The sequence below is a fragment of the Lacticaseibacillus kribbianus genome, assembly GCF_020180945.1.
Lineage (GTDB): Bacteria > Bacillota > Bacilli > Lactobacillales > Lactobacillaceae > Lacticaseibacillus > Lacticaseibacillus kribbianus.
In genome coordinates this window covers 1,076,437-1,102,263 of record NZ_JAIPUL010000001.1, presented here as the reverse complement: position 1 = coordinate 1,102,263, position 25,827 = coordinate 1,076,437, and the positions used below count along the sequence as shown (strand labels likewise).

Here is a 25,827-nt window from a genome sequence, read left to right as displayed (position 1 = left end):
GAAAGGGGTGCCGCGGATGGCACAAGAAGTAAGAGTGGACACGCTGGACCGCAGGCGCCGCGTGGTTGAGCAGATGAAATACCTGGGCGTGTACAAATCAGCATACGATGACCTCATCACGATCTATGCCGGAATGCTTGACCAGTATGCCGCACTGAATCACCAGTATGAGGAATCGGGCTACAAGGTCACAGAAGATTACACCAACAAAGCCGGCGCCACAAACCAGCGTAAGGTGCCGATTCTCAACGCGATTGAATCGCTCCGTAAGGACATCGCCAGCTACTCCGATCGGCTACAGCTGAATCCGAAATCAAACAGTGTGGAAGTGGTGCCGACCGTCAACGCGAACCCACTAGCAGAATTCATGAAGAGCCGTGGTCGCGATGGATAACTTCGAGACTGCTACTGCTTATGCTCGTGGTGTGGTTGACGGTTCGATTCCGGCCAACCGGCTGCGTGTGCAGGCAGGTCAACGGTTTCTCGACGACCTGAAGCGAACGGATGAATTCGACATCCGCGCTGAAGATGCAGACTTCGTGATCAACTTGATCGAGAACGTGTTCGTACATCAACAAGGTGAAGACTTGGAAGGCCGTCCAATGCGTGGGCGGCCTCTGCTGTTGACTGACTGGCAGAAGTTTTGCATCGTCAACATGCTATGCTTCTACCGTAAGGACACCGACCTTCGCCGCTTCCACGAAGTGCTCATCATGATTCCGCGGAAGCAAGGGAAGACGACGTTCGCCGCGGCGCTGGGGTTCGCGCTGTCGCTGCTCGAAGCGCGGTCGGGCTCTAAGCTATATGTGTTAGCGAATAGTCTGAAACAGACGATGGAATCGTTCAGCCTGTTGAAATTCAACATCGACCGTTTCCACGATTCGACCTACCAGATTCGCGACAACAACTCCGAGCACTCGATTGCTAAGGACTTTGGCGAAGACGGTTCGATCTATATCCAAGCGCTGGCTAGCGATGAAAAGAGACTCGACTCGCTGAACGCGAACCTGCTCATCTTGGACGAACTGCATGCGTTCAAATCGGCGAAGAAATATATCCTGATGAAGAACGCGCAGAAGGCGTATCGGAACAAGCTGCTGATTGGCATCTCGACCGCCGGCGATATTCCGAACGGCTTCCTCGCTCAGCGCGTGGAATACGCCAAGAAGGTGCTGTCCGGCGCGATCGAGGATGATGAGTACTTCTTCTTCATCTGCCAGGCCGACCAAAACGACGATGGCGATGTGGACGACTTCACGTCCGACGAGGTGCTCATCAAGTCGAACCCGTCGGTGGGCGTATCCGTCTCACTTGATGACTTGAAGCGCGATGCTGAGATGGCGCTCAATGATCCGCAGACGCGGCTGGAGTTTTTCAACAAGACGCTGAACGTCTTCACGGCCAGCTCAAAGGCCTACTTCGACATTGAAGATTTCAAGGCGTCTGACCGCTCATACGATTGGTCACTGGAAGAGCTCGCAAAGATGAACGTCAAGTGGTACGGCGGAGCGGACTTGTCCAAACTGCACGACCTCACTGCCGCTGCTCTGTACGGTCGCAAGGGTGATGTGGACATTATCATCACGCACGCGTTCTTCCCGCGCCAAGCCGCACACGAGAAAGCAGACAAGGACGGCATCCCGCTGTTTGGTTGGGAAGACGATGGATGGCTGACGATGAGTAACACCGCGACCGTGCTGTACGACGACATCGTGAAATGGTTTGAAGAAATGCGTGCCATGGGCTTCAAGATTCAAAAGATTGGTTTCGATAAGAAGTTTGGCCGTGAGTTTTTCATGAAGATGAAGAAGGCACACTTCCGCATCGTTGACCAGCCGCAGTATTACTTCAAGAAGTCTGAAGGCTTCCGGCGTATCGAAGTGAAGGCCAAGAACAAGGAACTATATTATTGCCATTCTGAAGCCTATGAGTACTGTGTATCCAATGTGGCTGCAGTCGAGAAGGTTGACGACGCAATTCAGTACGACAAGATTGACGGGCAGTCAGGCAACCAGCGCATTGACCTTTTTGATGCGTCCGTGTTCGCATGCGTGCAGATGTCTGAGGACATCACGAAGAACGAGAATGCGGCGGCCTGGCTGAAAGGAGGTGATTAAATGTTTGGACCCTCAATTTTCAAGTCAAGTGCAACGATGATAACGAATTCTTGATAGTGGTCTAGGCTGTTACGCCATGCATCGGTAGTAATCGCATGGGCGAAGATAGTTCAGAATACGTCTGGGACGATGGTTCAGTGCGGATTGGACTGCTTGAATTTCAACCAGGGTAACGGCTCTGAGAGACTTCCCTTTCGGGAAGAATTCCCTAAGCAGTCCATTGGCGTTCTCGTTTGTGCCACGCTCCCAAGGCGAGTACGGATGTGCGAAGTAAATCTGGGTTCCAACAATCTCTGATAACTTGGCAAACTCGGAACCATTGTCAAAAGTGATACTCTCAAATTCCTTGGCCCCGTAGTCGTCAATCGTGTCTTGCAAGGCTTTAAGGCAGGTGCCCGCATGATAGTCAGGAATCTTGACGATGATCTCAGTCCGGCTGTACCGTTCTGTGAGCGTCATTAATGCTGGCTCATCAGCTAAGCGAATACCTTTGACCAAGTCGCCTTCCCAATGTCCCACGCCTGTGCGGTCATTCACGGCCGCAGGACGCAACTCGATTGAGTCGCCGTATGTCTTCTTATTCTTGCGCTTGTGGGCGTTCTTATAGCCTTTGATGCGGCGTCGGAGCTTCTTGGGAAGTGTCATGTTGTCTAGCTCAAGCAGCCCGGCGTCGATGTAGCGATACACAGTTGTCGTTGAAGGGCAAGCCTTGCCCTGGTCGCGATAGAAGTGTACGAAGCTATCAACGCTGTGTACGCGCGGCTTACGAGTAAGCTCCCTGGCGAGAGCCTTGAAGAACGCACGGCCGGTCTTAAGAAAGGCGTAGTGACCGGTTCTATCGCGTTTACGGTCGTGCATGGCTTGGGCAGTTTCCGCAAGATAGACTTGATGCGAGTGACGCTTCGAGTCGAGCTGAGTTACAGATCCACGCGTGATTTCTCGTGAGATTGTCGCTTTACTGCGATGAAGCTTCTGTGCAATCACGGTCGCGGTGTCACCAGCAGCCCGAAGGGCCTGAATTGTAGCACGGTCGCTAAAACTGAGTTGTTGGTAATGCTTGTGGGTGTTAGTCTGAGAGTGGGTCATGAAGATTCCTGCTTTCTTGTTTAGCTAGTACTAACAAGAATAGGTCTTCATGGCCTTTTTGGTCTAGTCGTCAGGGTGTTGCACTTGAATTGTAAACTGGGGTTAAATGTTTGGACTAAAACGGAAAACTGAAAAGCGTAGCACGCCAACGATTGTCCAACTTGGTTCACCGCAGTGGTCAGAGCTATTGCAGACTAGCGGCTACACGCGGCTGGCAGACAACCCGGACGTGCAGTCTGCTGTGAATACGATTGCCGAGTTGGTGTCTTCGATGAGCATTCATTTGCTGGAGAACACCGACAAGGGCGACAAGCGTGTGAACAATGAGCTGTCACGGCTGATTGACGTCAGCCCGTCCAAGGGAATGACCCGCAAGACGTGGCTGACGAAGATTGTTCGTGACCTGTACCTGTATGGTGACGGCAACTCGCTGTGCCAGATTGTCGTGCAACCAGGTAGCGAATACTTGTCCGAGTTACGCCCGCTGGATATGGCGAACGTCAGTTACATCTACGATTCGCAGACTGCCGACCTGCGCGTCCGGTACGGTGACAAGGAAATGGACTCAGCTCAGCTGGTGCATTTCCTCATCAACCCGGACCCACGTTACCCGCTGATTGGCAACGGCTTCGATACGATTCTTAGCACCACACTGAACAACTTGGCACAGGCCGCGAAGACGAAGTCGGTCTTTATGAGTGGCAAGTATATGCCGAATATCATTATCAAGGTGGACTCAGACAGTGACGCCTTGAGTAGTGACGAAGGTCGCACAGAGGTCAAAAATAAGTATATTGGTCACTCTGACGGGTTGGAACCGTGGATTATCCCAGCAGACCTACTGGAGGTGCAGCAGGTCAAGCCGTTGACGTTGCAGGACATCGCGCTGAATGAAGGCATCGAAATCGACAAGAAGACCGTGGCTGGACTATTTGGAGTACCGGCCTTTTTGCTCGGCGTTGGTGACTTCAATCGCGAAGAATACAACAACTTCGTCAACACGCGCATTGCCGGCCTTGGCCAGATGATTGCGCAGGCGCTGACGCGTGACGTGCTCATCTCATCGAACTGGTACTTCCGCTTCAACCCACGTTCGCTGTACCAGTACGACCTAGCTGAGCTGGTAAATGCCGGCAAGGAAATGGTTGACCGTACCGCGATGCGTCGCAATGAGTGGCGTGGATGGGTAGGCTTGCCGCCTGATGATGATATGGAATCACTTATCACCCTGGAGAATTATGTGCCGACCGCGCAACTTGGCGACCAGGCCAAATTGAAAGGAGGTGATAGCAATGGAGAAAAGAACCAGTCTGACGAAAACGGCTGACTTCCGCGCAGCTACCGAAGACGATAGCGGCAAGAAGTATCTTTCCGGTTACTTTATCCGCTTCAACGACGAAACGGAACTGTATCGAGGTCAGTTTGAGACCGTAGCACCAGAAGCAATCCCAGATGATATCGCAGACCACGATATCCGCGCGTTGTTCGACCACGACACCGGAAAGGTGCTAGGGCGTACAAGCGCCGGCACCATGACGCTACGTAAAGACGACAAAGGGCTATTCGGAACCGTCGAGATTAACGACGACGACCCGGAGGCCCTTTCAATTTACGCAAAAGTAAAGCGCGGCGACGTGTCGCAGGCATCATTCGGCTTCTACATCCGAGACCAAAAGGTGGAGAAGCGCGATGACGGCTGGCACAACACGCTGACTGACGTTGACCTGTTCGAGGTATCTGTGGTGGCCTTCCCAGCCTACGAAACAACCGAGATTGGTGCACGTAGCCGTGACAACGAACACGCCGAAGAAGAAGCATTCAACGAACGAAAGCACAAGATCGTGGAGGAGCTGAAAGAAAAATGGAAAATCCAATCATTCTGAACGCACGCCTGAAGATGGCGCGTGCGGCTTTGGCCGAAAACGAAACGAAACGCGGCGAATTGGAAAGCAAAAAGCAAGTTATCTTGCGCGCTGCTGATGAAGCTGCTGACCAGGAAGCCCTGGACAAGGCGGCCGCTGACAGCGACGAGAACGATAAGTCAATGGCTGATCTTGAAAAAGAAAACCAAGACTTGAAGGACAAAATCGCTGATTTAGAAAAGCAACTGGAAGACGCAAACGAAACACCCGCGGAACCAAAGGAACCACAGACAAACGCAAAGAAAGGTGGGGAAACCCGTATGAAGACGATTGAAAAAGAAAACCCAGAAGTACGTAGCCTGATTGACTACTTGAACAGCAAAGGCCAGAAGCGTGATGGCATCGTGTCAGGTGACGTTGCTGCTATCATCCCGCAGCAAATCTTGTACAAGGCACAGGACGAACTCAAGTCCACCTATGACCTGACAAAGTTTGCTGATGTTATCAGTGTTCAACAAGCAGGCGGAACCTACGTGGTGGCTAAGAAGACTGACGAAAGCCTCCACACGGTTGAAGAGCTGGCTGCTAACCCAGAGCTGGGCAAGCCTGAACTCATTACCGTGAAGTGGAACGCCGGCACCTACCGTGGTTCCATCACCACTTCCCATGAATCCCTGCGTGATGCGACCGACCTGAACCGCTTGCTACAGAACGTGCTAGACCAGGTTGTGTTAAATACCAAGAACCGCTTGATTGCCGAAAAGTTGAAGACTGCTCCTGCTGCTTCTGCTACTGATGCAGACGGCATCAAGAAGATCATCAACGTTGACCTCGACCCCGCCTACAACAAGGTTGTCATTGCCACCCAATCTGGGTTCCAATTCCTCGACACCTTGAAAGACGGCGAAGGCCGCTACCTGATGCAGCCAGACGTAACCAGCGCAACCGGCTACCGCTTCCTGGGTCTGCAGATTGGCATCGTTCCGGACACCGCGCTGGGCGAGGCTGCGGGTGATGCACTGGCCTTTATCGGGGATGCAAAGCGCTTCGTCAAGCTGTTCGACCGCGAGGAAGTACAACTTGGCTGGGCTGTGAACGAAAACTTTGCACAAGCGATGCTGGCGGCAATCTCCGTCGATGCTGAAGTTGCTGATACTGCTGCTGGCTACTTGGTAACGCTTGGCCCAAAAGCGTAACGCCGGCTCCGAACCCGGCAACCGGGCTCAAGATGAGCCAGGCAACGGCTTCGATTAAAGTCGGCGCAACTAAGCAAGTAACCGCCGTGGCTGATCCAGCTGACGCCGATGATGCGGCTGCTGTGAACGGCGCAATCACCTACGCGTCCAGCGATGAGGCAATCGCAACGGTTGCCGCCGATGGCACTATCACGGCGGTGGCTGAGGGCACGGCGACAATCACCGCGACCAGCGGCAGCTTCACTGGCACCGTAAAGGTTACCGTTGCAGCGGCAGCGTAGGGAGGTGGCCTGAATGGCTGAATTGGACAAACTCGGCCTGCTGAAGGCCAATCTCGGAATCACGTCAGAAGCGCGTGACCAATATTTGAAGTCGATTCTAACGAGTGTGGAGGGCGAGCTGAACGCTTCTGGCGTGACCATTGGTGACGAAGACAACCCGGCAATCATGCTGCAGGTTGACTATGCCGCATGGCGCTTCCGCAATCGCGGTGAAGGTACGATGCCACGCAACATCCAGTACCGCCTACACAATCTGATGGTTGGGCAGGTGAGCGCTGATGATTGACTGGAGTGAAGACGTGACGCTCATTGGCAAAGCCTACGAACCTGACCAATATGGCAATCAAATCGCAACAGAGACGAAGAATACGGTGCAGGCCGGGAAGAAAGAACTCACGATGAGCGAGTTCTACGCGGCCGCCCAAGCTGGCATTCGTCCAGAAGTCGAGTTGATTGTCCACGCTTTCGAGTATGACGGCCAGCAGTCGATGAAATGGCGCGGAAACACGTACACCTTGATTCGCACCTACCAGCGCAACGCCGATGAGGTGGAGTTGTACTTGCAAAGGAAGGTGAGCGACATTGGCGATTGAACTTGACCTGTCGAAAATACTCGACCAGTACAAGGAAGAGGTTCAGCAGGCCGTGGACGAAGCGCAAGAAAAGGCTGCCAAGGCGGCCGTTGATGAGCTCACTGCATCGTCACCGCGTGATTCACGAGCAGGCAAGAAGTACTACCGAGGCTGGACCAGCCAGAAGAATGGCAAGAGTGTGATAGTCTACAACAAGAACAAAAAGCAGCTTACACATCTACTTGAGTACGGCCACGCCAACCGTGACGGCAGTCGCACCCGTGCGATTCCACACATCGCTCCTGCTGAGAAAACGGCCGCAGATACCTTCGAGACCGCAATCAGAAAGGGGCTGAGCTGATGCTGACTGACCTAATCACTGGACTGTCGGCAATCATGCCGACCACCTACGGCGCGTGGGGCACGGGAAACGCCAAACCCTTGCCGTACCTGATTGTGTTCGACACCGGCCCCGATGACTTCTATGCAGATGATGCACACTACCTCAAGCGCGGCACCTACCGCGTGGAGTTTTATTTTGAACACAAAGACCCGACTGTAGAAACGAAAATCGAGTCTTTTTTTGATGCTAACGAAATCGGCTGGGCATGCGATGGCGATCTATACCTCGATGCTGACAAGATGTTCGAGCGCATCTACTACATTGAAAAAGGAGAATAATCATGGCAGAAAACACAGAAAACAAAGTCGAGTTCGGCCTCAAGAACGCCTATTACGCCATCGCAACCGATGACGGTTCCAAGCTGACCTACGGCGATCCAGTTGCGCTGAAAGGCGCAACCGAATTGAGCATCGACCCGGAAGGCGAGTCCAACGACTTCTACGCCGATGACACTAAATACTATACTTCAGTAAGCAACCAAGGTTACTCCGGCAAGTTGACCGTGGCCCGGCTGAATGACCGATTCAACCAGGACGTGTTCGGTGACGTTATCGATGCCACCACAGGGATGCAGGTGGACAACACGGACGCAGAGCCAAAGCGGTTCGCACTGCTGTTCGAGTTCAGCGGCGACAAGAACCGCACCCGCCACGTGATGTTCAACGTCACGGCAACTCGGCCTTCCATTGGTTCTAAGACTAAGGAAGACAAGACTGAAGTTAACACACAGGAATTGAGCTTCACTGCCGCACCGGATCCGTATGAACATCGCTCCCACGGCAAGGTGTCCGAAGGTTCACCGGCATACAGCAACTTCTTCACCAAGGTTGTTGTACCGGGTGAAACCACGCCTACAAATCCATAGACCGCCGGTTCTGAAGGATAGTCCGTCACCTAGTCGCCTATGAAATCAACAGTACACGATCCTGTGGGCGGCTCACATTTATAGGAGGAAACGATGCTAAAAGTAGTTGACCTACCAGACGGCAAGCAACTCGCGCTGCGCTCCAGCGCGGCAACTGCAATCCTGTACAAGAATCAGTTCGGCACTGACTTTTTTGCCGACATGATCATGCTGGCGAAAACGTTTGGCGCTATTCAGGACACGTCAGACAGTGATGAATTTGATATGTCTGAACTGTCTTACGAAGACTTGAAGCATTTGGACATGACCACGCTGTACAAAGTGACCTGGGCTTTCGCAAAAAATGCAGACAGCTCAATCGGCGACCTCACCAAATGGCTTGGACAGTTTGATGAGTTTCCGCTCGACGTTGTGCTTGGAGCAGTTATGGAGCTTATCCAGAAGCTATTTTCAACGACAAAAAACTAAGCAGCACCGATCAATCAGACGAACCAATCGACACGGATTCGTTCTTGTATATGTCTAAGGTCATGGGGTTCAGCGTGAGCGAACTCAATGAGCTTTCGATTGGTCAGGTGCTTGATCAGAGTGTCGAATATGTCAACGCACACAAGGGCGGTGGCGAGAAGTCACGCAAAGCGACTCAAGCTGACTTCGACAACTTCTAAAAGAAAGGAGACGAATACATGGCTGGAAATATTAAAGGCATCACGATTGAAATTAATGGCGATACAACCAAACTCGATAAGGCTCTTTCTGATGTGAATAAGCAGACCACTAGCGTCAACAAAGAGTTGCGCCAAGTGGACAATCTGCTAAAGTTTAACCCCGGAAACACCGAATTGGTGGCGCAGAAACAGCAACTGCTGGCAAAACAGATTGAGCAGACCAGTTCCAAGCTTAAGACGTTAAAGGACGCCCAAGCCCAGGTCGAGGCGCAGTTCAAGGCCGGCGACATCGGCGAAGATCAGTACCGCGCATTTCAGCGCGAGATTGTCGCAACCGAAGGCAAACTGAAGTCATATCAAGGCCAATTAGCAGCCAGCAAGAGCGAACAAGCCGAGCTTGAGTCTTCTACCAAGCAGCTCGGCGCTTACTTCGAAGCGTCGGGGAAGGATGTGAGCGACTTCACCGACGTGCTCGGGCCGAAGCTCACCAGCGCGGTCAGGGAAGGCAAGGCATCAAGCGCTCAGCTCAACGACGCCATCAACAAGATTGGCCGCACGGTGACTAACAGTGAAGGTGACTTCGACAAGTTCAAGGGCGCGCTCAAAGGCATCAGCGATGGTGGCTCCATCGACGTGTTACGCGGCGAACTGAAGCAACTGTCGTCTAGTGCGGATAGCACCGGCGATGCGTTGGAAGGCATCGGTAAGAAGCTTGACGCCGGCAACCTCATGGACGCGGCGGATTCGCTCAGCGGAATCACTGATAAGGCCAGCGAGCTTGCCGGTGAGGCGGTCGACACCGCCAAGTCGTTGTCTGACTTTCAGACCAACGCCGAAAGATCGTTTGGCATGAGCGCTGACTCTGCTCAGCAGCTTGCCGACGTCGTCAAAGATGTGATGGAGAACGGCATTGTTCCAGATCTTGATGATGCCAGCGACGCTGTCATGTCTGCAAAGAACTACTTCTGGGGATTGAACCAAGTCGACCTGACCGACGTGTCAAACAAGCTGGCGGCGCTGACCAAGACCTTTGGCGGCGACTTCAGCGAAAACGCGAACGCGGCCAAAAAGTTGATGGATAACTTCGGTTTGAGCGCGAACGACGCGTTCGACCTGTTGACTGCTGGCTATCAGCAAGGTCTCAACAACTCCGATGACTTCTTGGACACCATCAACGAGTACTCACCGCTGATGAAAAATGCTGGTATTAGCGCCGGGGAGTTCACCGATATGTTGGCAATCGGTATGCAGAATGGCGCCATGAATACTGACAAGACCGCCGATGCGGTCAAGGAGTTTCAGATTCGACTCGGTGATGGGACATTCAAGCAGAATCTCGGCAGCTTCAGCGGTGATACCAAGAAGATGTTCGGCGAGTGGCAGAAAGGTAAGGCAACCGTGACCGACGTGATGAAGTCAGTCGGCAAGGACCTCAACGGTATGAACCCTCAGAAACAACAGGCCGCGATCAGCCTGCTAGGTACTCAGTACGAGGATATGGGCACCAAAGCCTCCATCGCGTTGCTAAGCATGAAAGGCGGTATGGGTGACGTTGCCGGTGCGGCAGATAGCCTCAATAAGAAATCACCCGGCGAACAGATGGCCGCTGATATGGCGAAGCTCAAGGACAGCCTTGCAGATGCCATTCAGCCGATCATTGAGAAGATCACGGATTTGGTGAAGTGGTTTAACAAACTGAGCGGCCCGGCCAAGCAAGTCTCTGCTGTTGTTGGTATCGTGACACTCGCGGTACTCGCACTGGTTCCCGCCATTGTCAGTTTGGCGGTGGCGTTTATGTCGCTCGACGTATCGCTTGCACCGTTTATTGCAGTGATCGTCGGCATCATCGCGGTTATCTCGGCGGTGGTGCTTGCCATCATGCACTGGGGTGCGATAGTCGATTGGCTAAAAGGCGTGTGGAAGTCGGTAAGCAGTTTCTTCTCCGACTTGTGGGCGACCATTTCGCAAGCATTCAGCGACGGTGTGAACTCAGTCGTCACATTCTTCACCGGTATGTGGACGTCAATCACGAGCGCCTTCACGGCTGCCGGGCAAGCGATTGCCGGCGCGGTCACACCAATCTTCCAAAGTATTTCGGACACCATCAAAACAATCTGGGGCGGCATCACGAGCTTCTTCAGCTCCGTCTGGGAAGGCATCAAATCCGTCTTCACAGCTGCAATCACCATTGTCGCCGTCATCATCGGCACGGGAGTCGAGATATGGAAGGCCACCATCGGCCGCGTGATGAAAGCCATCAAAGGCGTCATCGTCAAAATCTGGAACGGCATCAAGGCGTTCTTTGGGCCGATTCTGTCCGCAATCGGCAACCTCATCTCGAAGGCGTGGGGGGCTATCAAGTCTGTCACGTCTTCCGTCTGGAACGGAATCAAATCGAAGATAACAACCGTCGTAAACGGAATCAAGTCAGTGGTATCCAAGGTTTGGAATGGCATCAATTCCGTCACGTCGTCAGTCTTCAACGCCGTCAAGTCCACCGTCTCCAGCATCTGGAACGGTATCAAGTCGGTGGTCACGAAGGCCGTCAACGGCGTGAAGTCCACTGTATTGAACGTCTGGAACGGTATCAAGTCGGTGACGTCGAGAGTCTGGAACGGCATCAAGAACGCCATCATGACGCCAATCAATGCGGCACGCGATGCTGTGAAGCGGGTTGTCGATGCAATCAAAGGCTTCTTCCACTTCTCAATCTCATGGCCACATATCCCGATGCCTCATTTTGGCATTAGCCCTGCCGGTTGGAAGATTGGCGACCTTCTGAAAGGTAAGCTGCCCCACCTATCAATCAACTGGCACGCGGCTGGGGGCATCTTCAACAAGCCAACTCTGTTTGCTGGCGGAGATGGTGCTGTCCACGGTGTCGGCGAGGCAGGGCCAGAAGCAGTCGCTCCAATCAGTGAGCTGATGGGCTACGTGCAGACGGCGGTGGCTAACACGATTGGTGCCGCTACTGCTCAACAACTGACGTACGCCAAGGCACAAAACGATATGCTGGCACAACTACTATCAGCAGTAGTAGAAGGCGTTCCTGCCTATGTTGACTGGCAAGCAGGGGCGCGCAAGATGCAACCAGAAATTCAGAAAATCACTAATTCGGCGATCCGCGTAAAGAATCGGAGGTTAGGCAATGTATAAGAATGAGCTTTCAATCACCTTTAATGGAGTCTTACTAAATGACTACATCACGCCTTCCTTCGCCACTGACACAGGCTTGCTTCCGGATGCCACAGACACGGTGCTTTCATTTGTTGACACGATTGGCGAACGCTTTTCACGTCGCAAATACGGCGCGAAGACAATTAAAATTCCGTACAAAATGCACCACCCAAGTGAATCCAAACGTCAAGCGTTAACGGCAGCACTTGCAACAACTGAACCGAAGCAACTAATTCTAGGCCGCACACCAGACAGGTACTATCTTGCAATTCCAAAGAATGGCGAGTTTACGATTGAAGGCTTCAGAACGTCAGGTGCGCTAGAATTCATTTGCTACGACAGTGTCGCACATTCCAACGACCTCACGGTCCTCACCGGCACCAGCGGCGCACCGATCACCGTGTCTAACAACGGCACCGCGCCAACTGCACCTGTGCTAACTGCAACTATGACCGGCGACAACGGGCTGGTAGCGTGGACAAATAACAGTGGTGGTGTGCTCCAGTTCGGCAACCCAGACGAGGTGGACGGCTACATTGCCAAAAACAATGAGCGGCCGCTGCGCTGGAGCTTCTCCGTTGCGCCCAGCGACGCTGTGCTCAACACCAACGCCGTGACGCCATACCCGTTGCGGCTAAATAGTGAAGATTACCCGAACCAGCAGACCGGCTCCATGACCTACGGCGTCGGGTCCGACGGTAAGGTGGTGGCTGGTGGTCAAGCGGCAGCTCCAGTCTTTACCAGCGTGGCTGACAAGGTCTGGCACGGGCCATCGCTGCACGGCGACATCAAGCCTAGTGCAGCCGGTGCCATGACTGACCTTCTGTGCAAGGCACGCCTGCGATTCCTGCCGGCGCTCAAGTCGATGGGTCGCATGGAGATTACGCTGGAGTCCGCAGGTCAGCCGCTACTGACGGTAGTTGTTCGCGACAGCTCGGCCGCTAGTCTCATCAAGACGGTCGAGTTCTGGAGCGGCACTAAGATGGTCAAGACTAAGCAGCTGAGCACCAAGCAGTTCGGCGGCAGCTTCGACGAGGTGCAGATGATGCGCCACGGCGACGAGGTGACCTTCCGCTTCGCCCAAATCAAGGAAGTCAGCTCGAAGGGCGTGGTCAACAGTAGCGCGGTGTGGTCATGGCCGCTGACGATCCCGGGCCTCGGCAGCACCGCCATCGACGGCATCACGCTGTGGTGTGAGAAGTACGGATCGACGCCAGTGGCCGCCATGTCTTGGACTGACCTGTCCGTGGACTGGATCAACGTTGAGACCTGGGCTGACCAGCCAAACCGCTTCAGTGACGGCGATGAGGTGGTGGCAGACGTGGCAACGAAGACGGTCTATGTTAACGGCGTCCCGGAACCAACCCTGCAGCGTGTAGGTAACATGTGGGATAGCTTCATGCTTGCGCCAGGTGAGACCGTTATCCAGCCGGTGGCCTCTGAGTGGGCTGACCCGTTCGACGCAAAGGTTGAATATAGGGAGGCTTGGTACTAGTGGACTTTTACATTACTGACCGAAAGTATAACCTGCTCGCTGTCGCCTCCACAGACGGTACAGGGCAGTTTTACATCACGGACGATGTGGACACGGAAATCGTGCCACAGTCCGTTGGCCGGTCATACGCCGGTACGATTAACTTCGCACCGGCACAAATTGACACAGCCAAGAAGCTGGCTGAGGCCGGAAATTATCTGCTGTATCAGGATGACCGCGGCCGCTACGTCTTTGCAACAATGATGGAAACCGAATTGAACGCGTTAGACGGAACAATTGACTTCACTGCCGAGAACGGTGGGGTAGACCTGATTAACGACACTGTCGGCGCATATAAGGCCGCTAAAGCGATGACCATTGCCGACTATCTGGCAGTGTTTACCTGGGATAGTGGCTTTGACATCGGCATCAATGAAGTCTCAAACCTGACGCGCACACTGGAGTGGGAAGGGGAAGAAACCGCGCTGGCGAGAGTTGAGGCGGTGGCCGCAAACTTTGACGCCGAGCTGGACTTCCGCTTCGAGGTCACTGGACTGCAAGTGGTCAAGCGCTACATCGATATCTACAAGAAGATTGGCGATGACAAGGGCGAGCGGCTGGAAGTTAATACGCACATCAATTCGATTGTGACCACGTCTAACATCTACGACCTGTACACATCAGTGATCGCCAGCGGTGACACACCGGAAGGCAAAGACGCGCCGATTACGCTGAAAGGCTACAAGTGGACGGACCCGGACGGGCGGTTCACGCTGAAATCGGATGGTATCTTGCGTGACAGCGTGGCGGTCCAGCTCTGGTCCCGAACGTTGAGTAACGCTAACCCAAACCCGACGCAGCACCATATCCAGCGTGTGAAGACGTACACGGCCAAGACACAAGCAGAGCTACTGCAATCGGCACTGGCCGACCTCAAGAAGTACAACCATGCCACGGTTAACTACACGGTCGACCTGGCCTACCTGCCGGATGGCATCAATGTTGGCGACACGGTGCACTTGGTCGATGAAGCGCAAGACCTGAATTTGTCTGCGCGATTGCTTGAGCTGAAGACAAGTTACGCCAATGGCACCCGTGCAGCTACCTTTGGTGACTATCTGATTGAGGCCAACGCAATCGACCCCGAGCTGCGCGATCTGGCGAACACAGTCAAGATTCTGTCGGCATCGGCTAAGCAGTTTCCGTGGGTTCGCTACGCTGACGATGACCATGGCACGGGCATCAGCGCGCTACCGGAAGGAAAGTCGTATATGGCAGTAGTGTGGGGCAAGACTGCCACACCGAGTGATGATCCCGCCGACTACGCAGGAAAGTGGCAGAAGGTCACCGGTGAAGATGGTGCCACTGGCGAACCCGGAAAGCCCGGTGAAGACGGTCGCACGCCATACTTCCACAAGGCTTACGCGAACAGCGTGGACGGGAAGAATGACTTTTCGCTCACTGATGCGGCTGACAAAGCGTATCTGGGCACTTACGCGGACTACACGCAAGCTGACAGCACCGACTCAAGCAAGTACATCTGGCAGCTCACCAAAGGCGAGCAGGGGCCACAGGGACCGGCAGGCAAGGACATCACGTCATACGCCAGCGGAACGGTGATTCCATCCACGGTGCCGCCTGCCAATTCGCAATTCTGGCTCCTCGATGGTGATGGCATCGCGACAAAATTCTACAAGTCAGACGGCACAAAGTGGGTTGAACAGCCTATCAGCGCTTCCGCCATTTCGGCAGCCACTTTCAACGGGTTGACCTTCAACGGCGTTCGGTTTAACGGCTCAAAATTCGTCAGCAGCTTCTCAGGGCAGTCAGTGGATGCCTCAGGAGTGCAGTCAGAGCTGACGACGACTGGTTCGGGCACGGCCACCCTAGGCGACGGATACTTGGTTATTGATGGCAAGATTGACGATGCTAGTTTTGGCGAAGCCTTTCACACTGAGGTTGGCCCTTCGGGCGCGTTCAACCGTGTTACGTCGGATCTCGGCATGGAGAGAAGTGCATCGCTGACGATGGGCGAGCTCGCCTTGTACTCAAAAGAAAGCGATGCGAGTCCGGCATATGTCGGGACGCTCACTTCGGAGAAGCTTCAGCAGATCAACAACGCCGACAAACTGTTGTGGTCTGGCTCACTGTGGATGTTGGCCAATCACGTGATCACGCCAACCCTGCCGCTGGATCAGTGCCAGAATGGCTGGAAGCTCCTGTGGAGCCGATATACTAATGGCGCGGCCGCAGACTCGCAGTTCGCAACGCTGTCGATACCAAAATTCTTCGGGGCCATGTTCAGCGGCAAGTCATACAATTTTTCGCTCACGACTTACTCGACCAACAAGACAGTGACCAAGATGCTGTACGTTACCAACACGACGCTCCAAGGCCATGACACTAACGGCACGGCGCCGCAGAACGAATACACGCTGCGCGCCGTGCTGGCTGACTAAGAGGTGATCAGATGGACAAGGAAACAATCAAGGTGCTGTTCGACCTCGACGCCGACGGCTACATCATCGGCTGGCAGGTTGGGTTTTGGGACGGCACGGCGTGGCAGGCGCCGTTTGATACCACAGGCGCCGTCGACCTGGCACCCGCTGCACTGGCCACTGTCATCATTGGCGCCACGCGCTACACCGACGGTCAGCTGGTGATCGACGAGGCCAAGCGCGCAGAACTAGCTAATCCAGCTCCTAATCCAACTGTTGAGCAGAAGATGTTGGCGGCGCTGGCCTTGAAATTGGCAAAATTGGAGGCGGGTTGATGACAGACTTTGAGCAGTGTGAACAGTTTTACACCTGGGGCATCGACATTGCACCGTACGTGGGACTGATGATAACAGCGGAGGAATACGAGAAAATCACAGGAAGCGAAGTGAAGTGAATTGGTACATGGAATGCTAGGCCTCAGTTGGGCCGAGTGGTTGGCGGTCCTCGGCATCGTGGGGGCGGTGTATGGCGGCATCAGGTCGCTGCTAAAGAATTTTGGCGACAACATCGCCAAACCGCTGAGCCAACAGATTGCCGGGCTGACACAGGCGATTGACGACCTGACGGCGAACAGCCTTAAGGAGCACAACACCTTCGACAAGCGGCTGGATCGTCACGACATCAAACTCGGCATTCACGACGCGGAAATCGGTACGCTGTACAGCGAGGTCGGCCTCCGCAGGAAGGAGCAGAATAATGACTAAGATTAACTGGAAAGCCCGGGTGCAGAACCCGGTGTGGTGGGTGCAGATTGCGCTCGCTATTTTTTTGCCGGTTCTGGCCTACTTCGGGCTAGACGGCAAGGACATGAGCACGTGGAAAGCGTTTTTTGACCTGTTATGGCGAGCATTCAGCAACCCATATGTTGTGGCAATGATGCTGGGATCAGCGTGGTCAGCGATCAATGACCCGACGACTGCTGGGGTCAGCGATAGCGCGCAGGCACTGACGTACACCGCGCCGAAGAAGGAGGAAAAGTAGTTGGTTACTATTAATAAGTCATATATGATCGCTCCAGGCACCGCCAAGACCATCGGCCACATCTTAGTCGTCCATGCGACGGCGGACTACGAAGCCACGGCGGCGAACCTGGCGTCCTACGAGCACCGGACGTGGCGCAGTGCCGAGACCTTCGTGCATCTCGCCGTGGACGACAAGGGCGCCTTCCAGGTCGCACCGACGGGCTACGTGGCCTGGGGTGCCGGCAACGTCAACCGGCTGGCACCAGTCCAGATTGAGCTGTGCCAATTCCGCGACCGCGTCCGCGCACTCAAGGCGTACAATAACCTTATCGCTTTGGCCGTGGCACAGGCCAAGCTGTACGGCGTGCCTCTGACCCTGGATAGTACCGACAAGACAAACGGCATCAAGAGCCACTACTGGTGCTCGCGGACGTACGGCGGCAGTGACCACACCGACCCGTACGCGTATCTGCAGTCCATCGGCATCAGCAAGGCACAGCTTGCGGCTGACCTCAAGGCGGGCCACGCCAGCGTGACCGCTACGGCTACTGCGACGGTCCTCAAGCCAACAGTACCTGTCAAGACCACGGCAGCCAAGGCCACGACGACCAAGCTTGCTGTCGACGGTGACTGGGGCGCTTCCACGACCAAGCGGCTGCAAGTGATCTACAAGACTACGGCCGACGGCATCGTGTCCAGTCAGTATCCGTGGGCGTGCTTCAAGGGTGCCGTGACCGGCTTCAAGTACGAAAAGGTCAACCCGGCCGGCAGCCTGCTTATCGCCGCTATCCAGCGGTCGCTGGGCCTCAAGGATGACGGCCTGCTCGGGCCGGCCACCATCAGGGCCATGCAGCGCAAGGCTGGCACACCGGTCGACGGGGTCATCTCCGTACACTCGCAGCTGGTCATGTACATCCAGCGCGAACTCAACGCGGGGCGCAAGCCTTTCTAAACAGTAAGCTCATCGCCTTCGGGCGGTGGGTTTATTTTTTTTGCTCTTAATGCAAGTTTTTTGACTAAAAGGGTTGCACATAGTCCAAAAAGTTGTATTATATAGGAGTAGGGTAATTCAGCAAAGAAAGCCACGGAGGCATACATCATGACAGACGCAAAGGAATTTCTGTTCGGTACCACTGATAAGCCACTCAACGCAGCTCAGCAGCGTGCTGTTCGCCACTTCGATGCCTTCTACGGCACGCTGGCCTTCAACGCCGCCGACGGTCACTACTACAGCGACGGCGAGAAAATTGAAGATGGCGCCTGCCTCACGGTCGCGGCGCACCCATTCACGATGGTCGGCCGCATGGTCTTCGCCGCTGACCGGGAGCAAAACCACGGCTGGAAGCTTGAAGTCGAGCCCGGAATGCTGTCACACGACCAGATCACTGACGCACCGCTTGTAGTTGAGTACAAGGACATCGAGCTCACCGAAGGTATGCGCGTCATGACCACGAAGCAAGAGGCTTACGGCGTCCGTGGAGACATGGGATAGGGAGGAGACGATCGGGATGGCAGAAGACACAAACACACTCGACACCTACCTATCAGCGCACGGCCTGACCCGCTACCAGCTCGCCAAGCAGACCGGCATCAGCGCGTCAGTATGGCAGACGGTCAACAACAAGCCTTTCAGCAAGTGGAAGGTGAGCCAGGTGCAGGCCTTGGCCGAAGCGCTGGGCCTAGCATCAAGCACCGTGATGCGCGACCTTGAGAAGATAGAAGCACTATGATCGAGTCAAGAGCTGGGTTAGCTATTGACCTCACAGGAAGACACTTCGGGCACCTCACCGTCATCAAGGACGACGGCACGCGCTCGTCTAGGGCGATAGCTTGGCTGTGCCGGTGTGACTGCGGCAAGCTGACCCACGTCAGGACGCAGGCGCTCAAGTCAGGTGCCATCACGAGCTGCGGCCACGTGCAGCGGGCTAAGCTACCAGAGCTGCAAGAGAAGCGCAGGCAGGAGTCACCAGAGGGGACACGCCTAGACCAGCTGGGAGACACCTTGAGCCGGAACAGTGCGACGGGCTACCGCAACATCTCGATTACACATCGATACGGCCGTCTGCAGTATCGCGTGTCGGTGGTCTACCAGCGCCACCAGCACGGCGGCATCTGCGACACGCTGGAAGAAGCGATTGATCTACGCGAGCGGATGCGGCGGCAGTGGTGGCCGGGATATGACGAGAAGTAGGCGGGCTGATGGCCCGCTTTTTGTGTATCGCGAACCACCGAAAGCCCCGTCACCACGGCGGTTGCGCCGCCCGCATTTGCCCACAAATTGCCCACAAAACTTTTCAAAACATACAAAATCAAGCGAAAACAAAAACCCCAGAATGCCTATATATCAGGCTTTTCGGGGTTCAAACGAACTCATGAAAGTACTACGAAAGGAGAGTACAGGATTTGAACCTGCGCGCCGGTATTACCGGTTCGACGGATTTCGAGTTGTAATCTGACGGTTTGAATGACGTCGGATTGTTGATTTGACGGCATTCTTGGTACGATTGAAACGGTTGAAATCGGCTGAATTTGGATGAAGTGGTACTGAATTGGCACGCCAATATACTTGGTTGGTCGTCACTAGTTGGCGGCCTTTTTGTATGGCTAAACATTATTATTCAGCAACAATCTTCAAATTGACAATAAAATCAATACCATCAATGCTTATCACCAAACGCAAAAAAATCACCTTCAAAAGAAGATGATCAATGAATGATAAAAAATATCGACTACTGCTTAATTAAAATAATAGCTGCATAATATGCCTAATAGTGTCACTTTCAAGAATGATCATGATGCCTAAACCAATATAAATAATGGCCATGATCCAATCACCAAAACGATCAAGAAAGTTCTTTACAAAATTCACTTGTGAGAACTTATCACCAAGGAAAACTAAAAAATAAATACAAATGGTAAAAACAAACAGCGTTACGATTAGCTGTACCAGTGATAATGATACGAAGTAAGGAACAAAAAGGCCAATATTATCCGCACCACAAGAAGCTACCGTAATTAAAGCCACCGTTGCAATTAAATTCTTATTTTTACGCGCTTCAATTTTCTGATCAACTTCTGCGGCTTCATCTTCTTTGCTAAATATATATTTGATTCCAAAGGCAATGGGAATCAACCCTAAAAAACCTAGTAACCATTTGGCGGGTACGTAATGGAGAATAAATGCAAAAAACAAACTAATTCCAATGAGCGTATATGAGCCTAAGAACTGACCAATATAAATTTGTCGGCGATGCTTTGTTGAACGATATTTTGAAAAAAGTAACATTAAAATAACTAATAAGTCGATTGCAGTTGATGTATAAAGAATAATACTCGTTATAATTGTCCTGATCATTTTATTTTCCCCCACCAGCATTGATTTTTCCGGCATCTTCAGCTAAACACCATGCCCGTTCTAATAAAATTGCCGTACATTCATCAATGATCTGATATTCAATGAAGTTGCCATTACGCTTCGCTTTAACTATCTTTTGATCTACTAGACGTTGTAACTGGTTTGAGATGGCTTGGACCTTCATATTTAGTGATGTAGCAATCTCACTAACGGCCATATCTGGTTCACGCGTTAAGCAATGTAAAATTCTTAGCCGCGTATTATTTGCGAGTACTTTAAAAAGTAAAGCAATGTCAGCGGCTTGATTCTCATTTAACAATGCCCGATCAGCCAAATCTGGTTTACCCGGACAACAGTCTACTTGTATCATTAGATCACTCCTCGTTTATTAATCTATTACATTATATCATGTAATAGTGTTGTACCGCAAATTGCAAGAACAAGTTAGCCACCTGGCCCGATCCGGCGTATGAAAGCCTGTTATCTATGAAGTTGGTGAGTTAGTCGGCGTCGACGCTTTAGCCGCCCGGCGTCGGACCTGAGCGGATTCCGCCACGAATCGTTCTGTGGGGGTCTGGTACTTCAGGATGTGACGTGGGAGGTCGTTGATCTTACGTCCGGCCTCGGCCACCTCCTGAGGGCCTACGGTATCTAGAGACAGGCCCTTGGGGAAGTCCCGTCGCAGCATCCGGTTATGGGCTTCGTTGGTGCCGCGCTCGCTGGAGCGATAAGGATGGGCGTAGTATACGTCAGCGACTCCGTCGAGTACGAATGACAAGTCTGCGAACTCTGAACCGTTGTCCGCCGTGACGGTCTTGATGATGTCCCCGTGGTCCTTGACGATAGCGCGCATGGCATAGTTAACCGAGTCCGCATCACGACCATCAATCAGGCGCACGAACTGGAAGCGGGTTTTGCGCTCAATCAGTGTCATCAGTACACTCTCCTGGCCATTGCGCTTACCAACTATGGTGTCTAGCTCGAAATTGCCGAACTCTCTACGAGAGTCCACACGCTTTGGCCTGTCGTCAATACTGCGACCCGTCAGCATGCGTTGGAACTTGTGGTTGGCCTTATGCTTCACACGTCTACTAGGCTTCTCAAGCAGATCAATATTTCGCACCTCCAGTAGCTGAGCGTCGATATAGTTGTAAAGCGTCGCAGTACAAACCATTTCGTCGGGCAAATATAGCCCCTCTGCCCTAGCGCGGCCAACGGCCGCGTCAGGTGACCAGCTATCCTCTTGAAAGTGGCTTGTAAAGTAGGTAATGAAGTCCTGGACCTTCGAGAGCTTAAGCGGACGACGGCAGCGCTGGCGGTTTTCCTGATAACGTATCTGGGCAGTTTCAGGACTGTAAACACTATAGTAGTGCAGCTTGCCGTTGACCTTCTCGACCTGGTCAGTCTGCCCGCGAGCAATTTCGTTGGCGATGGTTTGGCGATTGATACCGAGGCGGTCGGCAATCTTTCGATTGGACTTTTCTTGCGCGTGGAGAACTGCGATTTCTCCACGCTCAGATGGGGTTAGGTGGTGACCTTTAACGTGAGGCGTGATAAGCTGGTCTTGCATCAAGACATCCTTCTTTCATTGTTTGTATGGTAGCTTCAATGATAACAGGACTTTTGTCTTGGTGTTTTTTATCGTCTCAAATTTGAGGCGATGGTGGCTAACTTGATTCTAAAACGCGGGATTTCAATAATCAGCAGTTTTGGTAGTAGCGAGTCAATCCGTTTATCGTGTCCGTCAATTTTTACTCGCCATTCATATCCAGCACGACTAACAGAACGTGAGATTCCAAAAACCTCATAAAAATCGGCCATAAATTCACGATCATGCTGCCGTTCGGTCACATGTCCCTGTTCCACTAAGGGAAGCCAGTTCTTTTGAAACGTTAGTGCCCGCTGTAATAATGCATTCTTTTCCATTTTCCATACCCCAATACTCTGGTTTGATGTTGCTGATGAACTGTCTGCGCAAAAAAGCCAGCGAATGCTCAAGATGGTTTTACCATCTCTCCTAATCCCTGGCCTCAAGCGTCTGCCAAACAGGGACGCCGCAATCGTAAGTTTATGACGTTGGTGCCGTCAATCAAATTAAGCTAGATTTTATGCCATGCTCGCTGGGCCAATCGTCAGGTTGAGCGGACGACCCAGCGCATTGGCAAGCTTGGTTAACGTATCGATGGAAGTGTTGTTACCATTTTCAATACGAACGATTGTTGTCTTAGGAACACCGGACTTGTCCGCCAGCTTCTGTTGGGATAAACCAGCTTCCTCGCGCGCTTCGAGCAGCGCCATTGCACTTGCCATTTTGTTTTTTTCTTCATTGTAGACTTCACGGTACGAGGAATCTTTCATCATTTCCGCGAAGTAGGCGTCGAGATCACCGGTGTGTTCCATCGTGAATTCGTGCATGTCTTTACTCATTTGTCGTCTTCCTCCTTGTAGGTTTGATAGAACTCAGCTCGTAGGTCGATTGCATGATCAATTTCTCGCTGTGGCGTCTTGTTTGTCTTCTTCGAGAAGCCGTGGGTGATGACATAATCACTGCCAAATACGTGAAAATACAAACCGCGCTGATAGGTTTTTCCTTGCCGCGAACGCAACTCATATAAATTGGTTGTGAGTTTCTTGACCAGCAACCGTTGAGCTGCTTCTTGTAAGCCGAGTTCTTCCGTAGTATGGATGGCTAACTGTAATTTTGCTCGTTCCTTGAGGGGCAGCGAATCAAGAAATTCAATGAATTCCATGTGGCCGTTCGGCCGCTTGTAAGGTCTAAACTTTGGCTTTTCCATAATTAGATTTTACCATATATTGAACCGATTAACAAATATGTGACCGCGTTATAGCAAATCAGATTATATACTGTAAATCTCAAGAGTGCTATTTTTGACTGTCGATGATCGATTCACGAGTTTCCTTTTCCATCTTGTCGAGGTACTCGGTCACATACCGCCGATCAAGTAAATGCGCGACATCACGGAAATGGTCATTGGTCCACATGTACATCTGAATGATTTGATCTAGAGTAGCACGCTCTAGCTTCTCATCTCCGGCTTTGCGGGCCAGTTCTGCCTCCGCAAACATCTTTTGAACCATTTCGACGTGATCGACCAAACCGTTAACGGAATGGTCTTGGTGTTCAAGCTTCTCTGACTGCCAGCTGCGCCAGTCGGCATCGTTGAGATACAAGTCGTTAGGCGTCACTTGCAACGCCTCACACAGCTGCATAATCGCTTTAGCAGACGGTGCAGAGATCGCCCGCTCAAACTTAGACACACTTTGCTCGATGCTCCCCATCGCATCAGCAAGGTCTTTTTGCGTCATACCGCGTTCCATGCGAATGCGCTTGATATTTCTAGCGAGCTTCTTGTCGATACCTTCTTCGCTTTTTCCAAACATGGGTTGATTTCTCCTTTGTGTGGCCTTACTTGAAGCTTAATGAAACCCATTGAAAGTGTCAAGGAATAATTAAACGAAACCTGTTTGTAATTTACCCAAAGAGGTTGATAAATCTCTCGGAGGATGGTATGATTCAGCCATAGCAGATCATAAACCTATACCTGTTAAATATAAACCAAAAGAGGTGATTAGATGTTAGTCGACAAGAAGATGCTTATGCAGCTTGGCTTTTCCGGTTACAAAGCCGGACAGATTATCCATCAATGCAAATTGAACTTGGTCGCAGACGGTCACGGTTTCTATGCAAACCGCAAGTGCGGTCAAGTCCCACTCCATGCCATTGTCAGTCTGTTAGGCTTCAATCCATTTGAAGATCTGGCAATGGTTACGTAACACCACGCCGCTGCGCGCGGCGTGCAGCGCGAAAGCCGCTAGCGCGAGCGGCGGCGGTCGGCGTTAGCCGGCCGCCCAAGCCCCCGTATTCTAACAGGGGGGTACAAAATGACAACAACAATCCGAAACGAGGCAGAAAACACAAGCGATTCGCCGCTATGCACGGTAATCCGCTGTTCGCAGACGGCGAAATCAGAGCACACGAGGTGAGCAATGGATAAAACAATGATGAATGGCCGTGATCATACTGGGCACGGCTGGTTGGTGGAATTTCGCCGACAAATGACTGGTGCTGGTATCAGTCAAGCGCAACTTGCGGCACAATTAGGGATGACCCGCTCCTATGTCAATCGACTGTTAAATGGAAACGGTGCACTAACGGAAGAAATGCAACGACGCTTGGGACACGCGCTCCTTGGCCTGACAAACCGTGATTCGATGTTTATCTTAGTCGATTACGTGCGAGTGCGGTTCAATACTCAAGACGCCGAGTACGTGTTCAAGAAGCTATTTCCAATGAACAGAGACTTCTTCTCCTTAACGGAAAAAGCATTTTACGGGTACGACTACACGATTCAACGCGGCGATATTTCGATTATGAGTACCCGTGTTGGTGGCCCAAATACCAAACTTGGGACAATAGTTGAAATGCACGGGTCTGGTTGCCGTCAATTGGAGGCGGTGCTTGTCCGAGACGGGTTAACTTGGTTCGACTTCTTTCAGGCCTGTGATGACTTAACTGGCATCTACAAACGCGTTGACTTCGCCATCAATGACACCGTCGGGATTATCGACATTCCCCACTTGATTCAAAAAGTCGAGAAAGACGAACTAGTGAGCCTGTTTAAGAGCAAAGGCGCAATTGAAACGATCAAGAAAGGCTGCGTTGGGAAAACCGTTCAATTCGGTTCACCTCAAAGTTTGGTGCAAATGATTGGCTATCAAAAGGACATCGAGCAATATTTCAAAAACAAAATCGACTACCCAGAAGATTCTCCAATTCTCAACCGGTTTGAAGTCCGACTTCGCGACCAACGGGCACAAAAAGCCATGAAGGAACTACTAGCCTGCCAAGACGCCGAGGCGGTCGTCTTTGGTATCATCAACCACTACTTGCGGATCGTGACGCCACAAGGCTCGAAGAACTTGGCTGATTGTCCACTGGACCCGGATTGGCAAACTTTCATCGGTGACAACCGCAATCACTTGAAGCTCGCCATGCAGCCCGAACCGATCACGTTGGACAGCGTGCTAAACTGGCTGAAAAAACAGGTTGCACCCAGTCTGAAAATGGTCCAACAGGTCGATTCACTCAATGGCACCGATATGATTGCGGACATGATCAATGCAGCCGAATTCTCCCCGCAGCAAAAGACGTTACTCAAGGAGGTGCTCGAACAAGCGCAACATGACAACGAAAAAAAACAAAGCAACGAATGAACGTGATTGCACGCACCCGATACTTTGCCCTAGACAAGCCAAGTATATCATGGTCAACGACCAAAGCAAGCGTGCC

The 25,827-nt window shown here is 52.4% G+C and carries 34 protein-coding genes; 26 read left to right on the top strand and 8 right to left on the bottom strand.

Annotated features, from left to right (window positions below):
• Nucleotides 1–16 precede the first annotated feature (16 nt).
• Nucleotides 17–394, top strand: coding sequence for a P27 family phage terminase small subunit (locus tag LE416_RS05230; protein WP_225047421.1), 378 nt, complete (start codon nucleotides 17–19; stop codon nucleotides 392–394).
• Nucleotides 387–2,117: a terminase large subunit gene (locus LE416_RS05225; protein WP_225047420.1), complete on the top strand. Its 1,731-nt coding sequence runs from the start codon at nucleotides 387–389 to the stop codon at nucleotides 2,115–2,117. Before LE416_RS05230 ends, LE416_RS05225 begins: the two co-directional genes overlap by 8 nt.
• Before the next feature lie 69 nt (nucleotides 2,118–2,186).
• On the opposite strand, the gene LE416_RS05220 is transcribed toward LE416_RS05225, so the two are convergent.
• The gene (locus LE416_RS05220) at nucleotides 2,187–3,203 is read right to left on the bottom strand and encodes an IS30 family transposase (RefSeq protein ID WP_225047419.1); all 1,017 of its coding nucleotides are present in this window, start codon (nucleotides 3,201–3,203) and stop codon (nucleotides 2,187–2,189) included.
• A gap of 106 nt (nucleotides 3,204–3,309) precedes the next feature.
• Here LE416_RS05220 and LE416_RS05215 point away from each other — a divergent pair, with 106 nt between their 5' ends.
• The 22 genes from LE416_RS05215 (at nucleotide 3,310) to LE416_RS05115 (ending at nucleotide 19,352) form a co-directional block, all read left to right on the top strand.
• The gene (locus tag LE416_RS05215) at nucleotides 3,310–4,530 is read left to right on the top strand and encodes a phage portal protein (RefSeq protein ID WP_225047418.1); all 1,221 of its coding nucleotides are present in this window, start codon (nucleotides 3,310–3,312) and stop codon (nucleotides 4,528–4,530) included.
• Nucleotides 4,496–5,086: an HK97 family phage prohead protease gene (locus tag LE416_RS05210; RefSeq protein ID WP_225047417.1), complete on the top strand. Its 591-nt coding sequence runs from the start codon at nucleotides 4,496–4,498 to the stop codon at nucleotides 5,084–5,086. Before LE416_RS05215 ends, LE416_RS05210 begins: the two co-directional genes overlap by 35 nt.
• On the top strand, nucleotides 5,065–6,261 hold the full coding sequence (locus tag LE416_RS05205; protein ID WP_225047416.1) for a phage major capsid protein: 1,197 nt from the start codon (nucleotides 5,065–5,067) through the stop codon (nucleotides 6,259–6,261). Before LE416_RS05210 ends, LE416_RS05205 begins: the two co-directional genes overlap by 22 nt.
• Before the next feature lie 32 nt (nucleotides 6,262–6,293).
• The gene (locus tag LE416_RS05200; RefSeq protein WP_225047415.1) at nucleotides 6,294–6,542 is read left to right on the top strand and encodes an Ig-like domain-containing protein; all 249 of its coding nucleotides are present in this window, start codon (nucleotides 6,294–6,296) and stop codon (nucleotides 6,540–6,542) included.
• Between the two features lie 13 nt (nucleotides 6,543–6,555).
• Complete coding sequence (locus LE416_RS05195; protein WP_225047414.1) at nucleotides 6,556–6,828, top strand: hypothetical protein; 273 nt, start codon at nucleotides 6,556–6,558, stop codon at nucleotides 6,826–6,828.
• Nucleotides 6,821–7,135 (top strand): phage head closure protein, encoded by a 315-nt coding sequence (locus LE416_RS05190; protein ID WP_225047413.1) that lies wholly within the window; start codon nucleotides 6,821–6,823, stop codon nucleotides 7,133–7,135. Before LE416_RS05195 ends, LE416_RS05190 begins: the two co-directional genes overlap by 8 nt.
• On the top strand, nucleotides 7,125–7,475 hold the full coding sequence (locus LE416_RS05185) for an HK97 gp10 family phage protein (RefSeq protein ID WP_225047412.1): 351 nt from the start codon (nucleotides 7,125–7,127) through the stop codon (nucleotides 7,473–7,475). Before LE416_RS05190 ends, LE416_RS05185 begins: the two co-directional genes overlap by 11 nt.
• Nucleotides 7,475–7,795, top strand: a complete 321-nt coding sequence (locus LE416_RS05180) for a hypothetical protein (RefSeq protein ID WP_225047411.1) — start codon at nucleotides 7,475–7,477, stop codon at nucleotides 7,793–7,795. Before LE416_RS05185 ends, LE416_RS05180 begins: the two co-directional genes overlap by 1 nt.
• A 2-nt stretch (nucleotides 7,796–7,797) precedes the next feature.
• Nucleotides 7,798–8,382 carry a major tail protein gene (locus tag LE416_RS05175; protein WP_225047410.1) on the top strand — a complete coding sequence of 195 codons (585 nt, stop codon included), beginning with the start codon at nucleotides 7,798–7,800 and terminating at the stop codon, nucleotides 8,380–8,382.
• A gap of 93 nt (nucleotides 8,383–8,475) precedes the next feature.
• Nucleotides 8,476–8,850, top strand: coding sequence for a hypothetical protein (locus tag LE416_RS05170; protein WP_225047409.1), 375 nt, complete (start codon nucleotides 8,476–8,478; stop codon nucleotides 8,848–8,850).
• Nucleotides 8,851–8,924: 74 nt separating this feature from the next.
• Nucleotides 8,925–9,050 carry a hypothetical protein gene (locus tag LE416_RS13130; RefSeq protein ID WP_257793751.1) on the top strand — a complete coding sequence of 42 codons (126 nt, stop codon included), beginning with the start codon at nucleotides 8,925–8,927 and terminating at the stop codon, nucleotides 9,048–9,050.
• Between the two features lie 18 nt (nucleotides 9,051–9,068).
• Nucleotides 9,069–12,206 carry a phage tail tape measure protein gene (locus LE416_RS05165; protein WP_225047408.1) on the top strand — a complete coding sequence of 1,046 codons (3,138 nt, stop codon included), beginning with the start codon at nucleotides 9,069–9,071 and terminating at the stop codon, nucleotides 12,204–12,206.
• Nucleotides 12,199–13,722 carry a distal tail protein Dit gene (locus LE416_RS05160; protein WP_225047407.1) on the top strand — a complete coding sequence of 508 codons (1,524 nt, stop codon included), beginning with the start codon at nucleotides 12,199–12,201 and terminating at the stop codon, nucleotides 13,720–13,722. The genes LE416_RS05165 and LE416_RS05160 overlap by 8 nt, the downstream gene beginning before the upstream one ends.
• On the top strand, nucleotides 13,722–16,160 hold the full coding sequence (locus tag LE416_RS05155) for a phage tail spike protein (RefSeq protein ID WP_225047406.1): 2,439 nt from the start codon (nucleotides 13,722–13,724) through the stop codon (nucleotides 16,158–16,160). The genes LE416_RS05160 and LE416_RS05155 overlap by 1 nt, the downstream gene beginning before the upstream one ends.
• 11 nt (nucleotides 16,161–16,171) lie before the next feature.
• Complete coding sequence (locus tag LE416_RS05150; RefSeq protein WP_225047405.1) at nucleotides 16,172–16,474, top strand: phage infection protein; 303 nt, start codon at nucleotides 16,172–16,174, stop codon at nucleotides 16,472–16,474.
• On the top strand, nucleotides 16,474–16,593 hold the full coding sequence (locus LE416_RS05145; RefSeq protein WP_225047404.1) for an XkdX family protein: 120 nt from the start codon (nucleotides 16,474–16,476) through the stop codon (nucleotides 16,591–16,593). Before LE416_RS05150 ends, LE416_RS05145 begins: the two co-directional genes overlap by 1 nt.
• Before the next feature lie 13 nt (nucleotides 16,594–16,606).
• The gene (locus LE416_RS05140) at nucleotides 16,607–16,903 is read left to right on the top strand and encodes a hypothetical protein (RefSeq protein ID WP_225047403.1); all 297 of its coding nucleotides are present in this window, start codon (nucleotides 16,607–16,609) and stop codon (nucleotides 16,901–16,903) included.
• Entirely contained in the window at nucleotides 16,896–17,180 is a 285-nt protein-coding gene (locus LE416_RS05135; RefSeq protein ID WP_225047402.1) for a phage holin family protein, read from the top strand. The genes LE416_RS05140 and LE416_RS05135 overlap by 8 nt, the downstream gene beginning before the upstream one ends.
• Entirely contained in the window at nucleotides 17,181–18,113 is a 933-nt protein-coding gene (locus tag LE416_RS05130) for a peptidoglycan recognition protein family protein (protein WP_225047401.1), read from the top strand. It begins immediately after the preceding gene.
• Nucleotides 18,114–18,260: 147 nt separating this feature from the next.
• Nucleotides 18,261–18,653, top strand: coding sequence for a hypothetical protein (locus tag LE416_RS05125; protein WP_225047400.1), 393 nt, complete (start codon nucleotides 18,261–18,263; stop codon nucleotides 18,651–18,653).
• A 16-nt stretch (nucleotides 18,654–18,669) separates the two neighbouring features.
• Nucleotides 18,670–18,891, top strand: a complete 222-nt coding sequence (locus LE416_RS05120) for a helix-turn-helix domain-containing protein (RefSeq protein WP_225047399.1) — start codon at nucleotides 18,670–18,672, stop codon at nucleotides 18,889–18,891.
• Between the two features lie 272 nt (nucleotides 18,892–19,163).
• Nucleotides 19,164–19,352 carry a hypothetical protein gene (locus tag LE416_RS05115; RefSeq protein ID WP_225047398.1) on the top strand — a complete coding sequence of 63 codons (189 nt, stop codon included), beginning with the start codon at nucleotides 19,164–19,166 and terminating at the stop codon, nucleotides 19,350–19,352.
• A gap of 549 nt (nucleotides 19,353–19,901) precedes the next feature.
• Here LE416_RS05115 and LE416_RS05110 read toward each other — a convergent pair.
• From LE416_RS05110 to LE416_RS05080, 7 genes are all read right to left on the bottom strand, one after another.
• Nucleotides 19,902–20,516 carry a CadD family cadmium resistance transporter gene (locus tag LE416_RS05110; RefSeq protein ID WP_003678449.1) on the bottom strand — a complete coding sequence of 205 codons (615 nt, stop codon included), beginning with the start codon at nucleotides 20,514–20,516 and terminating at the stop codon, nucleotides 19,902–19,904.
• Between the two features lies 1 nt (nucleotide 20,517).
• A complete protein-coding gene (locus tag LE416_RS05105) occupies nucleotides 20,518–20,886 on the bottom strand; it encodes an ArsR/SmtB family transcription factor (protein WP_003678450.1) in 369 nt (122 codons plus the stop codon).
• 114 nt (nucleotides 20,887–21,000) lie between these two features.
• Nucleotides 21,001–22,086 carry an IS30 family transposase gene (locus LE416_RS05100; RefSeq protein WP_155287937.1) on the bottom strand — a complete coding sequence of 362 codons (1,086 nt, stop codon included), beginning with the start codon at nucleotides 22,084–22,086 and terminating at the stop codon, nucleotides 21,001–21,003.
• A 68-nt stretch (nucleotides 22,087–22,154) separates the two neighbouring features.
• The gene (locus LE416_RS05095; protein WP_225047397.1) at nucleotides 22,155–22,442 is read right to left on the bottom strand and encodes a hypothetical protein; all 288 of its coding nucleotides are present in this window, start codon (nucleotides 22,440–22,442) and stop codon (nucleotides 22,155–22,157) included.
• A gap of 180 nt (nucleotides 22,443–22,622) precedes the next feature.
• Nucleotides 22,623–22,943: a helix-turn-helix transcriptional regulator gene (locus tag LE416_RS05090; RefSeq protein ID WP_021354119.1), complete on the bottom strand. Its 321-nt coding sequence runs from the start codon at nucleotides 22,941–22,943 to the stop codon at nucleotides 22,623–22,625.
• Nucleotides 22,940–23,311 carry a type II toxin-antitoxin system RelE/ParE family toxin gene (locus LE416_RS05085; RefSeq protein ID WP_024129350.1) on the bottom strand — a complete coding sequence of 124 codons (372 nt, stop codon included), beginning with the start codon at nucleotides 23,309–23,311 and terminating at the stop codon, nucleotides 22,940–22,942. The genes LE416_RS05090 and LE416_RS05085 overlap by 4 nt, the downstream gene beginning before the upstream one ends.
• 88 nt (nucleotides 23,312–23,399) lie before the next feature.
• On the bottom strand, nucleotides 23,400–23,918 hold the full coding sequence (locus tag LE416_RS05080) for a helix-turn-helix domain-containing protein (protein WP_021354117.1): 519 nt from the start codon (nucleotides 23,916–23,918) through the stop codon (nucleotides 23,400–23,402).
• Between the two features lie 192 nt (nucleotides 23,919–24,110).
• Between LE416_RS05080 and LE416_RS05075 the strand changes: the two genes are divergently transcribed.
• Together LE416_RS05075 and LE416_RS05070 are read left to right on the top strand one after the other, a co-directional pair.
• Nucleotides 24,111–24,311 carry a DUF3173 family protein gene (locus LE416_RS05075; RefSeq protein WP_021354116.1) on the top strand — a complete coding sequence of 67 codons (201 nt, stop codon included), beginning with the start codon at nucleotides 24,111–24,113 and terminating at the stop codon, nucleotides 24,309–24,311.
• A gap of 213 nt (nucleotides 24,312–24,524) precedes the next feature.
• The gene (locus LE416_RS05070) at nucleotides 24,525–25,751 is read left to right on the top strand and encodes a replication initiation factor domain-containing protein (protein ID WP_054678133.1); all 1,227 of its coding nucleotides are present in this window, start codon (nucleotides 24,525–24,527) and stop codon (nucleotides 25,749–25,751) included.
• Nucleotides 25,752–25,827: the final 76 nt, after the last annotated feature.